At 61.3% G+C, this 14,733-nt stretch carries 13 protein-coding genes; 6 read left to right on the top strand and 7 right to left on the bottom strand.

Annotation, left to right across the window (positions count from 1 at the left end; translation table 11 throughout):
- Positions 1-44 precede the first annotated feature (44 nt).
- Both ACFY68_RS01435 and gpmI read right to left on the bottom strand, forming a co-directional pair.
- Positions 45-1,334 carry a murein hydrolase activator EnvC gene (locus ACFY68_RS01435; RefSeq protein ID WP_346614117.1) on the bottom strand — a complete coding sequence of 430 codons (1,290 nt, stop codon included), beginning with the start codon at positions 1,332-1,334 and terminating at the stop codon, positions 45-47.
- A gap of 220 nt (positions 1,335-1,554) precedes the next feature.
- On the bottom strand, positions 1,555-3,090 hold the full coding sequence (gpmI, locus tag ACFY68_RS01430) for a 2,3-bisphosphoglycerate-independent phosphoglycerate mutase (protein ID WP_387522739.1): 1,536 nt from the start codon (positions 3,088-3,090) through the stop codon (positions 1,555-1,557).
- A gap of 206 nt (positions 3,091-3,296) precedes the next feature.
- On the opposite strand from gpmI, the gene ACFY68_RS01425 reads away from it, so the two are divergent.
- The 3 genes from ACFY68_RS01425 to secB are packed head-to-tail and all read left to right on the top strand — an operon-like array spanning position 3,297 to position 4,491.
- Positions 3,297-3,710 (top strand): rhodanese-like domain-containing protein, encoded by a 414-nt coding sequence (locus ACFY68_RS01425; RefSeq protein ID WP_346614115.1) that lies wholly within the window; start codon positions 3,297-3,299, stop codon positions 3,708-3,710.
- A 1-nt stretch (position 3,711) separates the two neighbouring features.
- Positions 3,712-3,966 carry a glutaredoxin 3 gene (gene grxC, locus ACFY68_RS01420; RefSeq protein ID WP_110995319.1) on the top strand — a complete coding sequence of 85 codons (255 nt, stop codon included), beginning with the start codon at positions 3,712-3,714 and terminating at the stop codon, positions 3,964-3,966.
- A gap of 39 nt (positions 3,967-4,005) precedes the next feature.
- Positions 4,006-4,491: a protein-export chaperone SecB gene (secB, locus tag ACFY68_RS01415; RefSeq protein ID WP_346614114.1), complete on the top strand. Its 486-nt coding sequence runs from the start codon at positions 4,006-4,008 to the stop codon at positions 4,489-4,491.
- A gap of 163 nt (positions 4,492-4,654) precedes the next feature.
- Here secB and trmL read toward each other — a convergent pair whose 3' ends face one another.
- Entirely contained in the window at positions 4,655-5,116 is a 462-nt protein-coding gene (trmL, locus tag ACFY68_RS01410) for a tRNA (uridine(34)/cytosine(34)/5-carboxymethylaminomethyluridine(34)-2'-O)-methyltransferase TrmL (protein WP_008093177.1), read from the bottom strand.
- On the opposite strand from trmL, the gene ACFY68_RS01405 reads away from it, so the two are divergent.
- Complete coding sequence (locus ACFY68_RS01405) at positions 5,115-5,552, top strand: hypothetical protein (protein WP_387522737.1); 438 nt, start codon at positions 5,115-5,117, stop codon at positions 5,550-5,552. The genes trmL and ACFY68_RS01405 overlap by 2 nt on opposite strands.
- Positions 5,553-5,913: 361 nt before the next feature.
- Here ACFY68_RS01405 and ntrC read toward each other — a convergent pair whose 3' ends face one another.
- The 4 genes from ntrC to glnA form a co-directional block, all read right to left on the bottom strand.
- Positions 5,914-7,350 carry a nitrogen regulation protein NR(I) gene (ntrC, locus tag ACFY68_RS01400; RefSeq protein ID WP_346614112.1) on the bottom strand — a complete coding sequence of 479 codons (1,437 nt, stop codon included), beginning with the start codon at positions 7,348-7,350 and terminating at the stop codon, positions 5,914-5,916.
- Complete coding sequence (gene glnL, locus ACFY68_RS01395) at positions 7,347-8,432, bottom strand: nitrogen regulation protein NR(II) (protein ID WP_387522736.1); 1,086 nt, start codon at positions 8,430-8,432, stop codon at positions 7,347-7,349. The genes ntrC and glnL overlap by 4 nt, the downstream gene beginning before the upstream one ends.
- 255 nt (positions 8,433-8,687) lie before the next feature.
- Entirely contained in the window at positions 8,688-9,230 is a 543-nt protein-coding gene (locus tag ACFY68_RS01390) for a chorismate mutase (RefSeq protein WP_387522735.1), read from the bottom strand.
- A 151-nt stretch (positions 9,231-9,381) separates the two neighbouring features.
- Positions 9,382-10,788, bottom strand: coding sequence for a type I glutamate--ammonia ligase (gene glnA, locus ACFY68_RS01385; RefSeq protein ID WP_008095432.1), 1,407 nt, complete (start codon positions 10,786-10,788; stop codon positions 9,382-9,384).
- 472 nt (positions 10,789-11,260) lie between these two features.
- On the opposite strand from glnA, the gene thiI reads away from it, so the two are divergent.
- Both thiI and typA read left to right on the top strand, forming a co-directional pair.
- Positions 11,261-12,715, top strand: coding sequence for a tRNA uracil 4-sulfurtransferase ThiI (gene thiI / locus ACFY68_RS01380; protein ID WP_346614109.1), 1,455 nt, complete (start codon positions 11,261-11,263; stop codon positions 12,713-12,715).
- A 126-nt stretch (positions 12,716-12,841) separates the two neighbouring features.
- The gene (typA, locus tag ACFY68_RS01375) at positions 12,842-14,665 is read left to right on the top strand and encodes a translational GTPase TypA (RefSeq protein WP_387522734.1); all 1,824 of its coding nucleotides are present in this window, start codon (positions 12,842-12,844) and stop codon (positions 14,663-14,665) included.
- Positions 14,666-14,733: the final 68 nt, after the last annotated feature.

Below are 14,733 nucleotides of genomic sequence, written 5' to 3'. Positions count from 1 at the left end.
GGGGAGCATCGGTGCAGCGCCGGGCGCTACGCCGTAAAAGTGAACTAACCTCGGCACCACTGCGACGGGTCGGTAGGCCGGCCCTGCTGGCGGATGGCGAAATACAAACCTGCGGCATCCTGGCCGCCGCTGTCGCCAACGGTGGAAATGGCCTCGCCGGCCTTGACGATGTCCCCGGCGCTCTTGAGCAGGCTCTGGTTGTGGCCGTAGAGGCTCAGGTAACCATTACCATGGTCGAGAATGACCAGAAGTCCAGCACCGCGCAACCAGTCGGCGAACACCACGCGCCCGCCGTGAACGGCGCGTACCTGGGTGCCGGGGTTGGCGCTGATCATCACGCCGTCCCACTTGGCGCGGGCATCGCTGCCTCGGGCATCGCCGAAGCGTGCCAGCAATCGACCATTGACCGGCCAAGGAAGTTTTCCCCGTGCGGCAGAAAAAGCACCGCCGTAGCTCGCGCTGTCGCTGGAAACCAGCGGGCCAAGGGTGGTACGGGCCTTTTTCGGCGGCTCGGTGATTGCTTCACGTTTGGCCAGAGCTTCCTGCTGGCGGCGCTTCTCGGCCTCCTGCTGGGCGAGCAGGGCTTTCTGGCGCGCTTCCTCGGCTTCGCGGGCCTGGCGGGCCAGGGTTTCCTCGATGGTCTTGAGCACCTTGGCCAGGTCTGCCTGGTCCTGCTCGCGGGCCTGCAGCTTCTGGTCGCGGTCTTTCATGTCGGTGTTGAGCTTGGCCAGCACCTGTTGGCGCTTGCCGCGCTCGGCTTCGAGGGCCTGGCGGCGGCTGTCGAGGTCGGCGCGCTGGGCCAGCAACTGCTCTTGCTGGCGGGAAATGTCCTGTTCGACGTTGGCCAGCTGGCGCAAGGTCTCGTTGAAGGCACGCAGTTGCTCCATGCGGGCCTTGCTCAGGTAGTCGTAGTAACTCAGCGTGCGGGCGAATTTCTCGGGGTTCTGCTGGTTGAGCAGCAGCTTGAGGTATTCCTCGCGACCGTTGTTCTGGTAGGCCGACCGCGCCTGGATGGCGATCAGGCGCTGTTGTTCAACGCGGGAGCTCTGGAGTTTTTTTTTCTCGGTATCAAGGCGCTCCAGATCGCCCTCGGTCTTTTTTAGTTCTTGCTGCAGGGCCTCCACCTGCTTCTCGAGGTTGCCGATGTCGGTCTCGGTGGCTTTGAGGTCTTTCTGCACGCCGGCTTTTTCTTCCTGGAGCTTGCCCAGCGTCTTCTTGAGCTCGGCGATGTCCTGGCGGGTGGCGTCCAGTTGTTGCTGGGTCTGCACGCGCTCATCGGCGAAAGCCGGGCTGAGCAGGCAAGACAGGGCTAGGAGGATCAGGGCGCGAAGCATGAGGTTGGGCGTACCAAGGATGGAGACTGGCCTAGTATGCCCGCCTGTGCCTGCAAAAAAAACGCCCCACCGCAGATGCGGTGAGGCGTTTGTCTGGAATTGCTGTGTACAGGGGCCGCTCTGCGCCCCAATCGCCGGCAAGCCGGCTCCCACCAAAACTGCGGTGGACCCTGTGGGAGCCGGCTTGCCGGCGATTGGGCAGCAGGGATGCCCCATTGCCTCAGGCGTCTACCAGGATCGAAGTGCCCGTCATTTCGGCAGGCTTTTCCAGCCCCAGCAGCTTGAGCATGGTCGGTGCCACGTCGGCCAGCACGCCGCCCTCGCGGACCTTGACCGGGCGCTTGCCCACATAGATGAACGGCACGGGCTCGGTGGTGTGAGCGGTGTGCGCCTGGCCGGTGCAGGCGTCTTCCATCTGCTCGACGTTGCCGTGGTCGGCGGTGATCAGCGCTTCGCCGTCTACCTTCTCCAGCGCTTCGACAATGCGCCCGACGCAGGTATCCAGCGCTTCGACCGCTTTCACCGCCGCTTCGAACACGCCGGTGTGGCCGACCATGTCGCCGTTGGCGTAGTTGACGATGATCACGTCGTAGCGCTGCTGCTCGATGGCCTCGACGATACGGTCGGTAACCTCGGGTGCATTCATTTCCGGTTGCAGGTCATAGGTGGCGACCTTAGGCGACGGGATCAGAATGCGCTCTTCGCCTTCGAACGGCTCCTCGCGGCCACCGGAGAAGAAGAACGTGACGTGCGCGTATTTCTCGGTCTCGGCGATGCGCAGCTGGGTCTTGCCGTTCTTGGCCAGGTACTCGCCCAGCACGTTGTCCAGGCTGGAAGGCGCGAAGGCTGCTGGTGCCGGGATTTTTGCCGAGTATTGGGTCAGGCCGATATAGGCGGCCATCTTCGGCAGCCGCGCCCGGGGGAATTCGTTGAAGTCCGGCTCCACGAATGCACGCGACAGTTCGCGGGCACGGTCGGCGCGGAAGTTCATGAAGATGACCGCGTCGCCGTCTTCGACCTTTACTGCCTCGCCAATGCGCGTGGCTTTGACGAACTCGTCGCTCTCGTCACGGGCGTAGGCCGCTTCCAGGCCGGCCTGGGCGGTGTCGGCGGTGTACTCGGCGGCACTGTCGACGATCAAGTTGTAAGCGGCGCTGACACGGTCCCAACGGTTGTCGCGGTCCATGGCGAAGTAGCGGCCGATAAGGCTGGCGATGCGGCCCTTGCCCAGCTTGGCGAAGGTGGCGTCGAGCAGTTCGATGGACGACTGTGCGCTGCGTGGCGGGGTGTCGCGGCCGTCAAGGAAGGCGTGCAGGTAGATCTTTTCTGCACCGCGCTGCGCAGCCAGTTCGGCCATGGCAACCAGGTGGTCCTGGTGGCTGTGCACGCCGCCATCGGACAGCAGGCCGAGGATATGCACGGCCTTGCCGGCACCGGCGGCTTTATCCACCGCGCCGGTCAGCACCGGGTTGCTGAAGAAGTCGCCATCGCGGATGGCCTTGGTGACGCGGGTGAAGTCCTGGTACACGACACGGCCGGCACCCAGGTTCATGTGACCGACCTCGGAGTTGCCCATCTGCCCGTCCGGCAGGCCGACATCCATCCCTGAACCAGAGATCAAGCCATGTGGCTGGGTAGCGCGCAGGCGATCATAGACCGGTGTGTTGGCGGCATAGATGGCGTTGTATTCGGGGCTTTCGCTGTGGCCGAATCCATCCAGGATGATCAGGACCAGGGGTTTGGGCGTGCTCGTCATCAATCAAACTCACGGTTGTTCAAAGATGATAAAGACACGCATTTTAGGGCAAATGCGCCATCCGCGGCGAATATTCGTCCTGTTCCCTGACCAGCGCGGCCCTCGCGGCAACATGAAGGTACCTTTCCGGCCGGCCCGTCGGGCTTTGGTGGCACTGGGGGGCTGTGTATACTGGCCGGCATTTTCAATCGCCTGGAACACCGCTGATGGTTGCTCACCTGATTCAATTCGCGACAGATCACTACATCCTGGTTGCGATCTTCGTTGTTCTGCTGGTCCTGCTGCTTCTCAATGAAATCCGCCGCGGCGGCCAGAGCCTGAGCAATGGCCAGCTGACCGCCCTGGTCAACGCCGACAAGGGCCTGGTCGTCGACATCCGCACGCCCAAGGAATACTCCGCCGGCCACATTGTCGGTGCGATCAACATTCCGCAAGACAAGCTGGTAGCCCGCATGAGCGAGCTGGACAAGCACAAGGAAAAGACCCTGATCGTCGTCGACGCAATGGGCCAGCAGTCCGGCACCCTGTGCCGCGAGCTGCTGAAGGCTGGCTACACCGCCGCCAAACTGAGCGGTGGCGTTTCCAGCTGGAAAGCCGATAACCTGCCCCTGGTGAAGTGATATGAAGCCTGTCATCGTCTATTCCAGCGACTACTGCCCCTACTGCATGCGCGCCAAGTACCTGCTCGAGAGCAAGGGCGTCGCCTTCGAAGAAATCAAGGTCGACGGCAAACCGCAGCTGCGCGCCGAGATGAGCCAGAAAGCCGGACGTACGTCGGTTCCGCAGATCTGGATCGGCAGCACCCATGTCGGTGGATGCGATGACCTCTACGCCCTGGAGCGCGCCGGCAAGCTCGACGCGCTGCTGGCGGCCTGATTTGCACTGCATTCAAAAACATTAGGATAAGGACCTGTCATGACTGACCAACAGACCAACGGCGCAGCCGCCGAAGACAACAGCCCTCAGTTCTCCATGCAGCGCATCTACGTGCGCGACCTGTCGTTCGAGGCCCCTAAAAGCCCGCAGATCTTCCGTCAGACCTGGGAGCCGAGCGTCGGCCTGGACTTGAACACCAAGCAGAAAGCTCTGGAAGGCGATTTCCATGAAGTGGTGCTGACCCTGTCGGTGACCGTCAAGAACGGTGACGAAGTGGCTTTCATCGCCGAAGTTCAGCAGGCCGGTATCTTCCTGATCAAGAACCTCGACGCGGCTTCGATGAGCCACACCTTGGGTGCGTTCTGCCCGAACATCCTGTTCCCGTACGCTCGCGAGACCTTGGACAGCCTGGTGACCCGTGGTTCGTTCCCGGCCCTGATGCTGTCGCCGGTGAACTTCGACGCCCTGTACGCGCAAGAAATGCAGCGCATGCAGGAAGCCGGCGAAGCGCCGACCGTGCAGTAACCGCTGCCGGTATCAAGAAAGCGCCTCTCGGGGCGCTTTTTTGTTGCCTGCTCCGGCCTCTTCGCCGGCAAGCCGGCTCCCACAGGTGATGCGCAAGTCTCTGGTGTGGTGCAATCGCTGTGGGAGCCGGCTTGCCGGCGATGAGGCCGGAGCAGGCACTGCCTCAGCTCCCGGCAAAGCCCTGCTGCCGCCAGGCTTCATACACCGTCACCGCGACAGTGTTGGAAAGGTTCAGGCTCCGGCACCCCGGCCGCATCGGCAGGCGCAGGCGCTGTTCGGCCGGCAGGCTGTCCAGCACCTCGGCGGGCAGGCCGCGGCTCTCGGGCCCGAACAGGAAGGCATCGCCGGGCTGGTAGGCAACTTCATGAAATGGGTGCGAGCCTTTGGTGGTGAAGGCGAACAGCCGCGGGTTGCCCAGGCTTTCCAAGCATCCGGCCAGACTTTCGTGGCGCTTGAGCGTGGCATACTCGTGGTAGTCCAGCCCCGCGCGGCGCAGCCGTTTGTCGTCCAGCTCGAAGCTGATCGGTTCGATCAGGTGCAGGTCGCAACCGCTGTTGGCGCAGAGGCGAATGATGTTGCCGGTATTCGGCGGAATTTCAGGTTGAAAAAGGATGACGTGAAACATGCACGGCTCCAAGCATGAAGATGGCGAACATTCTACCCCCGAACCCGAGTCGCGTTCGAAGGGCTTGCCGCGTGTGATGCTTTCGCTGGCGATCGTCGGCGTGATGGTCGGCCTGATGATCGGCCGCCTCACCGCCCCCGAAGATCACGTGCTTGAGCAGGTTGAGGTGGTGCAGGATGGGTTGGACCTGTGGTTCAACGACGAGCCGAAGCTGCATGGCGAGAATGTCGAGGGGACAGTCGCCGTACTGTTCCAGGCCGAGGGCAAAGCCCAACGCGGGCAGTTGAGCCTGCAGGGCAAGCCGGTGAGCTGGCGCTTGCAGAACAGCAAGGAGGGGTTGCTGCTGACCGTGGTGGCTGCGCGCCCTCTGCAGGGCGAATGGGCCGGTGCAGAGGACGCTGGGCGTTGGCGGGTGCAGGTGAGGCTGCACGAATAAAAGAGGGGATGTCCCGGCCTGCCTGTACCAGGGTCCCCAAAAGCGGGAGCGACTGCGTGTAAAAGAGGGGATGTCCCGGCCTGCCTGTACCGAGGTCCCCGAAAACTGGAGCAACTGCAAATAAAAGAGGGGTTCACCCGGCCTGCCTGTACCAGGGCCCCCGAAACTGGGTATGTATTAGCTATTGCAGGGGGCGTGCCAGTTTTGCCAGGCCTGTGAATACTGGCCTTTGAGGGGGATTTGGCCGGTTTTAGAGGGGATTTGTGCCTTGGGGCGGTGCAGAGGGCACAGCTTCGGTGCATGCGCCAGAAACGGCTGGGGCCGCAAAGCGGCCCCAGAGGTCTATCTGAATGACGAGGCGTCAGTGGTCATCGCCCTCATCGTCATCTCCCCCATCCACATTCATCCCCAGTTCCTTGATCTTGCGCGTCAGGGTATTGCGCCCCCAGCCAAGCAGCACAGCCGCATCACGGCGGCGCCCGGCCGTGTGCTTGAGCGCGGTCTCGATCATGATCCGCTCAAAGCTGGGCACCGCGCTGTCGAGCAGGTTCGACTGCCCGCGGGCCAAGGCCTGGTCGGCCCACTGGCGCAGGGCTTGCTCCCAGTTGGTCACTGGCGCAGCGTCCTGCGGCAGGTTGAGCAGCTCCGGTGGCAGGTCGCCGATCAGCACTTCGCGGCTGGAGGCCATCACGGTGATCCAGCGGCAGGTGTTCTCCAGCTGGCGAACGTTGCCGGGCCAAGGCAAGTTGCGGATGAATTCTTCGGTTTCCGGCTTGAGCAGTTTCGGCTCGACGGCCAGCTCCTGCGCGGCGCGGCCGAGGAAGTGGCGGGCGAGGGCAGGGATGTCCTCGCGACGGTCGGCCAGGCGCGGTATATGGATGCGAATCACGTTGAGGCGGTGGAACAAGTCCTCACGGAACTTGCCGGCTTGTACCAGCAGTTCGAGGTTCTGGTGCGTGGCGGCGATGATTCGCACATCGACCTTCACCGGCACATGGCCGCCCACGCGATAAAACTCGCCATCGGCCAGTACCCGCAGCAGGCGGGTCTGGGTGTCGGCCGGCATGTCGCCGATTTCGTCGAGGAAAAGCGTGCCGCCATCGGCCTGCTCGAAGCGGCCGCGGCGCAGGTTGGCTGCGCCGGTGAACGCCCCTTTCTCATGGCCGAACAGCTCCGACTCCATCAGGTCTTTCGGGATGGCCGCCATGTTCAAGGCGATGAAGGGCGATGCCGCGCGCGGGCTGTGGCGGTGCAGGGCGTGGGCGACCAGTTCCTTGCCGGTACCCGATTCGCCATTGATCAGCACGGTGATGTTGGAGTGGCTCAAGCGACCGATGGCGCGGAATACCTCCTGCATCGCCGGTGCTTCACCGATGATTTCCGGCGTGCGGGCCAGCGCCTGGGGCACGTCGAGGCCTTGTTGTTCCTGGGAATGCTGGTTGGCGCGCTTGACCAGCGACACCGCTTCATCGACGTCGAACGGTTTCGGCAGGTACTCGAACGCACCGCCCTGGTACGACGCCACCGCGCTGTCCAGGTCGGAATGGGCAGTCATGATGATGACCGGCAGGCGCGGGTGCTGCTCGCGAATCTGCGCCAGCAGGTCGAGGCCACTGGCACCGGGCATACGGATGTCGGAAATGATCACGTCCGGCTGCTGCCGAGCCAGGCGGCCCATCACGCCATCGGCGCTGTCGAAGCTCTGGGTGGTCATGCCTTCCTGTTGCAGGGCTTTTTCCAGGACCCAGCGGATGGAGCGATCATCGTCGACGATCCATACGGTTTCACTTCGGCTCATGAGGCGGTGGCTCCTTGTTCCAGGGGCAGGAAGATCGAGAAGGCGGTGTGCCCGGCGTGGCTTTCACACTCGATCAGGCCCTGGTGCTGGCTGATGATGTTCTGGGTAATGGCCAGGCCCAGCCCGGTACCGTCCGGGCGGCCACTGACCATGGGATAGAAGAGGGTGTCCTGCAGTTCACTGGGAATGCCCGGGCCGTTGTCGATGATCTCGACGCGGGCCACCAGGCGGTGGCGCACGTGGCCGATGGTGAACTGGCGCATCGCGCGGCTGCGCAGTGTGATACGGCCCAGGCGCAGCTCGTTCTGCGAGCTGATCGCCTGCATGGCGTTGCGCACGATATTCAGCACCGCCTGGATCATCTGCTCGCGGTCGATCAGCACGTCCGGCAGGCTTGGGTCGTAATCGCGCACCAATGTGATGCAGCCTTGGCTTTCGGCGTCGACCAGGCTGCAGACCCGCTCGAGCACTTCGTGAATGTTGGTCATGGCCAGCGACGGCAGCTTGTTCGAGCCGAGCATGCGGTCGACCAGGTTACGCAGGCGGTCGGCCTCTTCGATGATCACGTTGGTGTAGTCGCGCAGGCCGTCTTCGGGCAGTTCGCGGGCCAGCAATTGCGCAGCGCCGCGGATGCCGCCGAGCGGGTTCTTGATCTCGTGGGCCAGGCCGCGCACCAGCATCTTGGTGGTTTCCTGCTTGCTCAGCTGGGCCTCTTCCTTGGTGATGCGCAGCAGGCGGTCGCGCGGGTGCACCTCGAGTAGCAGCAAGGTATTGCCCTGGTGCAGGATCGGCGTCACGGCGTAGTCGACTGTGATGGTCTGCCCAGTCAACGACGTGAGCTGCGCTTCGCGCTTGGTGAACGGATGTGCGTGTTCGACGGCCTGGCGCAGCGAATTGAGCGCTTCGGTCGATTCGGTGAACAGCTCACTGATGAACTGCCCATGGCTCCGCTGCCCGCTCACCGCCAGCAGCATTTCCGCAGCCGGGTTCATGTACTCCAGGCGCAGCTCGGCGTTGAGCAGGAGCGTGGCGGTGGTCAGGTTGTCCAGAAGCAGACGGTGCTGTGCATCGCTGATGGTCATAAGGCGTCGTTGACCTCTTTTGGCGCTGGCTGGTCCTTGGTCGGGCCAAGGACGAGCGCGCTATGGATCCGCTGATGCCTGGAAAATGCAAGAAACAAACCAAGGCTCCGAAAAGAAGCGGGATTCCTTGATAAAGACCTGTTATTGCGCTTATTCGGATCAGAATGTGCTGATTTACCGTTTCACGTGACCTGTTTTGGGGTGGTCAGCGGCGTGATGAATAGCGTTATGCACCAATATAGAGCATCTTCGCGATTAGCGTTCGACGCACAATTTTGTGGTGGCGCGTACCAGCGCCTGGTGGCGTAGAGGGTCGTTGGTGCGTCGCGCCAAGGCGTGAGCGAGTTTTTGCGTGCAGCCCTGATTATGCTGCCGGTCAAAGCGGGCCAGTTCGAACAGTAGCGTTGCCTGGAGTTTGTCCAGGCGGGGTCGAATCTGGTTGGCGAGGTCGAGCGGTGCAGCGGGCGGTCGTTGCCCAAGCACTGTCCAGCGGTCGCGCAGGGTGTACTGGATGAGCTTGTTGGCTTCGATCTGGTCAGCGAAAAACGCAGCGGCGCGCTCGGGGCTCAGGTCGTAGTCGGGTGCCATCTCTTGGACACCCGACAGCACCTGTCGCTCCCGTTCGGGGGCTTCCACGGGCAGGTGGTTGTCCCATTTGTGTACCGCAACCGAGGTGGCCAGGTCCAGGCGCTGCTCGATACTGGTCAGCAAGGGCTGAAAGTCTGGTTCAGAAGGTGTTGATGCCTGGCAGCCGAGAAGGCCGAATGTGATGACGAGCGCGATGGTGAAGCGTTGCATGGTGATCTCCTTATGCATGGAGACCTGATTGTGGGTTGGGTGACGCATTCTGCTTGTAGGACGCGTCCGATTCGGACGATCGCAAAAACAAAAACGGCCTTCAGAAGAAGGCCGTTTCCGGTGATTTCATCGACGCCAGGCGCCGATTAGATCAGCAGCTGTAGTACAGCTCGTATTCCAGCGGGTGTACGAAGGTGCGAACCTTGATCTCTTCTTCCGACTTCAGCTCGATGAAGGCATCGATGAAGTCATCGGAGAACACGCCGCCCTTGGTCAGGAACGCACGGCCTTTATCCAGCTCTTCCAGAGCTTCTTTCAGGCTGCCGCACACTTGCGGGATGTCTTTAGCCTCTTCAGGCGGCAGATCGTACAGGTTCTTGTCGGCAGCATCGCCTGGGTGGATCTTGTTCTGGATACCGTCGAGGCCAGCCATCAGCAGGGCTGCGAAAGCCAGGTACGGGTTGGCCGATGGGTCCGGGAAACGGGCTTCGATACGGCGGGCTTTCGGGCTGCCGACGTAAGGAATACGGATCGAGGCGGAACGGTTGCGTGCCGAGTAGGCCAGCATTACCGGGGCTTCGAAGCCTGGGACCAGACGCTTGTAGGAGTTGGTCGACGGGTTGGTGAAGCCGTTCAGGGCCTTACCGTGCTTGATGATGCCGCCGATGAAGTACAGGGCGGTGTCGGACAGGCCGGCATAGCCTTCACCCGAGAAGGTGTTCTTGCCGTCTTTCCAGATCGACATGTGCACGTGCATGCCCGAGCCGTTATCGCCGTACAGTGGCTTCGGCATGAAGGTAGCGGTACGGCCGTAAGCGTCGGCAACGTTGTGCACGACGTATTTCAGGGCCTGTACTTCGTCAGCTTTCTTCACCAGGGTGTTGAACTTGACGCCGATTTCGTTCTGGCCGGCAGTCGCCACTTCGTGGTGGTGAACTTCAACGGTCTGGCCCATTTCTTCCAGTGCGTTGCACATGGCAGTACGGATTTCGTGGTCGTGGTCGAACGGCGGAACCGGGAAGTAGCCACCTTTAACGCCCGGACGGTGGCCTTTGTTGCCGCCTTCCACGTCAGCGCCAGTCATCCACGAGCCTTGCTCGGAGAAGATCTTGAACATCGAGCCGGAGATGTCCGACTGGAACTTCACCTCGTCGAAGATGAAGAACTCTGGCTCTGGGCCTGCGAATACGGTGTCACCGATGCCGGTGCTCTTCAGGTACTCTTCGGCGCGCTTGGCGATGCCGCGTGGGTCACGGTCGTAGCCCTGCATGCTCGACGGGTCGACGATGTCGCAGGTGATGATCAGGGTCGGCTCTTCGGTGAACGGGTCCAGTACGGCGGTGTCGTCGACCGGCATCAGGATCATGTCGGAGGCTTCGATGCCTTTCCAGCCAGCGATGGAGGAGCCGTCGAACATCTTGCCGACTTCGAAGAAGTCTTCGTCCAGGCCATCACGCGCTGGCATGGTCACGTGATGCTGAATGCCTTTGGTGTCCGTGAAACGCAGATCAATCCACTTGACGTCATGATCTTTGATGAGTTGAACCGACTTCGACATGTTGTCCTCCGGATGGTCTAGGGCGCAGTTGGCCGCTGCCCTGCAAAAAGGGTGTTGCCGGGCGCGGATAGTCGGCCAAGCTTACCTGCCTCACAAGGGAGCAAATTGCATGCCAGTGCCCGAAAATGGCGAGCGCGGGATAAAAAGGGGCGTTTGCGGGCATCTGGGGATGGGTGTCGAGTAAAAAATGCACTCTTAAGATGCGAATTCTGGCGTGCGCGCACCAATGCGGTGCGTTAGTTGGCGTTTGTGCTTCCTTAAAGGGCCTCATCGCCGGCAAGCCGCCTCTCACAAGTTCACCACGGGCATCAAGACCTACGCTATGCCCTGTGGAAGCCGGCTTGCTGGCGATGAGGCCGGTGTGGGCAAACATAAATCCAACCTTCTGTACAAAAGTTGGTCAAATCCTGAGCAATTTCCGATATAATTCGCGCCCCTCATTTTCGGCAGGCCCTGCGCGCGCTGTTAACCAATGAAACTTATCGTCAAAGTCTTCCCAGAAATCACCATCAAGAGCCGGCCGGTGCGCAAGCGCTTCATCCGCCAGCTCAGCAAGAACATCCGCAACGTGCTCAAGGACCTCGATCCTGAGCTCGCGGTCGATGGTGTCTGGGACAATCTCGAAGTGGTCACCCGCGTCGAGGACGAGAAGGTCCAGCGCGAGATGATCGAGCGCCTCGCCTGCACGCCGGGTATCACCCACTTCCTGCAGGTCGAGGAATACCCGCTGGGCGACTTCGACGACATCGTCGCCAAGTGCAAGCACCATTTCGGCCACCTGCTGGCCGGCAAGCACTTCGCCGTACGCTGCAAGCGCGGCGGCCATCACGACTTCACCTCGATGGATGTCGACCGCTACGTCGGCAGCCAGCTGCGTCAGCAGTGCGGCGCCGCCGGCATCGAGCTGAAGAACCCGCAAGTGCTGGTGCGCATCGAAATCCGCAACCAGCGCCTGTACGTGATCCACAACCAGCACCAGGGCATTGGCGGCTATCCGCTGGGCGCCCTGGAGCAGACCCTGGTGTTGATGTCCGGTGGCTTCGACTCCACCGTGGCCGCCTATCAGATGATGCGCCGCGGCCTGATGACCCACTTCTGCTTCTTCAACCTCGGCGGCCGTGCGCACGAGCTGGGCGTGATGGAAGTGGCCCACTACCTCTGGAAAAAGTACGGCAGCAGCCAGCGCGTGCTGTTCATCAGCGTGCCGTTCGAGGAAGTGGTCGGCGAGATCCTCAACAAGGTCGACAACAGCTACATGGGCGTGACCCTCAAGCGCATGATGCTGCGCGGTGCGGCGCACATGGCCGACCGTCTGCAAATCGACGCGCTGGTGACCGGCGAAGCGATCTCCCAGGTGTCGAGCCAGACGCTGCCGAACCTGTCGATCATCGATTCGGCCACCGACAAGCTGGTGCTGCGCCCGTTGCTGGCCAGCCACAAGCAGGACATCATTGACCAGGCCACCGAAATCGGCACCGCCGACTTCGCCAAGCACATGCCTGAATACTGCGGTGTGATCTCGGTAAACCCGACCACTCACGCCAAGCGTCACCGCATGGAGCATGAAGAAAAGCAATTCGACATGGCCGTGCTGGAGCGTGCGCTCGAACGTGCCAAGTTCATCTCGATCGACCACGTGATCGACGAACTGGGCAAGGACATCGAGGTCGAGGAAGTGCGCGAAGCGCTGCCAGGCCAGATCGTCATCGACATCCGTCACCCCGATGCCCAGGAAGACCAACCCCTGGTAATCGACGGCGTGGAAGTCCAGGTGATGCCGTTTTACGCGATCAACAGCAAGTTCAAGCAGCTGGATGAAACCCGCCAGTACTTGCTGTATTGCGACAAGGGTGTGATGAGCCGTTTGCACGCACACCACCTGCTCAGTGAGGGACATGCCAATGTGCGTGTTTATCGTCCGACATAAGACGCCAGGGCTGTATGGCGGCAGCATCCGCCATCGCCCTCCCGACCGCCGGGCCCGCTGAGCCTTTTACCTTCATATTGGCCGCCTAGACTGGCGGCAACCGAATCCTCTGATCGAGATACAGTTGTGATCGAAAATCTGCGTAACATCGCCATCATCGCCCACGTTGACCATGGTAAAACCACCCTGGTCGACAAACTCCTGCGCCAGTCCGGCACTCTGGAGCGTAACGAGCTCAACGACGAGCGCGTGATGGACTCCAACGACCAGGAAAAAGAGCGCGGCATTACCATTCTGGCGAAAAACACCGCCATTAACTGGAATGGCTACCACATCAACATCGTCGACACCCCCGGCCACGCCGACTTCGGTGGCGAGGTTGAGCGTGTAATGTCGATGGTCGACTCCGTGCTGCTGCTGGTCGACGCTCAGGACGGCCCGATGCCGCAAACCCGCTTCGTGACCAAGAAGGCTTTCGAGGCTGGCCTGAAGCCGATCGTCGTGATCAACAAGGTCGACCGTCCGGGCGCGCGTCCTGACTGGGTTCTGGACCAGATCTTCGACCTGTTCGACAACCTCGGTGCCACCGACGAGCAGCTGGACTTCAAAGTCGTCTACGCCTCGGCCCTGAACGGCATTGCCGGTCTGGACCACACCGCAATGGGCGAAGACATGACTGCCCTGTATCAGGCTGTCATCGACCACGTTCCAGCGCCAGCTGTTGACCGTGACGGCCCGTTCCAGATGCAGATCTCCGCACTGGACTACAACAGCTTCCTGGGTGTTATCGGTGTTGGCCGTATTGCCCGTGGTCGCATCAAGCCGAACACCCCGGTTGTCGCCATCGACGCTGAAGGCAAGAAGCGTAACGGCCGTATCCTCAAGCTGATGGGCCACCACGGTCTGCACCGCGTGGATGTCGAAGAAGCCCAAGCGGGTGACATCGTCTGCATCAGCGGTTTCGACGAGCTGTTCATCTCCGACACCCTGTGCGACCCAACTGCCGTTGAGGCGATGAAGCCGCTGACCGTTGACGAGCCTACCGTTTCGATGACCTTCCAGGTCAACGACTCGCCGTTCTGCGGCAAGGAAGGCAAGTTCGTCACCAGCCGTAACATCAAGGACCGTCTGGACAAAGAGCTGCTGTACAACGTAGCCCTGCGCGTTGAAGAAACCGACTCCCCAGACAAGTTCAAGGTCTCGGGCCGTGGTGAGCTGCACCTTTCGGTACTGATCGAAACCATGCGTCGCGAAGGCTTCGAATTGGCCCTGGGCCGTCCGGAAGTGATCATCCGTGAAGTGGATGGCGTGAAGCAGGAACCGTTCGAGAACGTCACCATCGACATCCCTGAAGATTCGCAGGGCAAGGTCATGGAAGAGATGGGTCTGCGTAAAGGCGACCTGACCAACATGGTCCCGGATGGCAAGGGCCGTGTACGCCTGGAGTACAACATCCCGGCTCGTGGTCTGATCGGTTTCCGTAACCAGTTCCTGACCCTGACCAACGGTGCAGGCATTCTGACTTCGATCTTCGATCGCTACGACGCCGTGAAGTCCGGCCACATGTCCGGCCGTCAGAATGGCGTACTGGTTTCGGTCGAAACCGGCAAGGCGCTGACCTACTCGCTGGAAACCCTGCAGGCGCGTGGCAAGCTGTTTGTCGAGCACGGTCAAGAGATCTACAACGGTCAGATCATCGGCCAGAACAGCCGCGACAACGACCTGGGCGTCAACCCTACCAAGGGCAAGAAGCTCGACAACATGCGTGCTTCGGGTAAAGACGAAGTCATCGCCCTGGTTCCGCCAGTTCGCTTCACCCTGGAACAGGCTCTGGAATACATCCAGGAAGACGAGCTGTGCGAAGTAACGCCGAAGTCCATCCGTCTTCGCAAGAAGATCCTGGACGAAAGCGAGCGTACCCGCGCTGCCAAGAAAGCCAAGAACAGCTGAGTTAGTTCTGGCTGAATGAAAACGCCCCCGGTCGTAAGGCCGGGGGCGTTTTTTTTGTCTGTTTTTTT

This window comes from Pseudomonas sp. NPDC012596, assembly GCF_042902325.1.
Classification (GTDB): Bacteria; Pseudomonadota; Gammaproteobacteria; order Pseudomonadales; family Pseudomonadaceae; genus Aquipseudomonas.
This window is presented reverse-complemented; position numbering and strand designations above follow the sequence as displayed.

Coding starts and splice junctions, on each gene's coding strand:
- ACFY68_RS01425 (WP_346614115.1), top strand. CDS start 3,297: ATGGTTGCTCACCTGATTCAATTCGCGACAGATCACTACATCCTGGTT.
- ntrC (WP_346614112.1), bottom strand. CDS start 7,350: ATGAGCCGAAGTGAAACCGTATGGATCGTCGACGATGATCGCTCCATC.
- ACFY68_RS01390 (WP_387522735.1), bottom strand. CDS start 9,230: ATGCAACGCTTCACCATCGCGCTCGTCATCACATTCGGCCTTCTCGGC.
- trmL (WP_008093177.1), bottom strand. CDS start 5,116: ATGTTTCACGTCATCCTTTTTCAACCTGAAATTCCGCCGAATACCGGC.
- secB (WP_346614114.1), top strand. CDS start 4,006: ATGACTGACCAACAGACCAACGGCGCAGCCGCCGAAGACAACAGCCCT.
- glnL (WP_387522736.1), bottom strand. CDS start 8,432: ATGACCATCAGCGATGCACAGCACCGTCTGCTTCTGGACAACCTGACC.
- ACFY68_RS01435 (WP_346614117.1), bottom strand. CDS start 1,334: ATGCTTCGCGCCCTGATCCTCCTAGCCCTGTCTTGCCTGCTCAGCCCG.
- gpmI (WP_387522739.1), bottom strand. CDS start 3,090: ATGACGAGCACGCCCAAACCCCTGGTCCTGATCATCCTGGATGGATTC.
- glnA (WP_008095432.1), bottom strand. CDS start 10,788: ATGTCGAAGTCGGTTCAACTCATCAAAGATCATGACGTCAAGTGGATT.
- ACFY68_RS01405 (WP_387522737.1), top strand. CDS start 5,115: ATGCACGGCTCCAAGCATGAAGATGGCGAACATTCTACCCCCGAACCC.
- thiI (WP_346614109.1), top strand. CDS start 11,261: ATGAAACTTATCGTCAAAGTCTTCCCAGAAATCACCATCAAGAGCCGG.
- grxC (WP_110995319.1), top strand. CDS start 3,712: ATGAAGCCTGTCATCGTCTATTCCAGCGACTACTGCCCCTACTGCATG.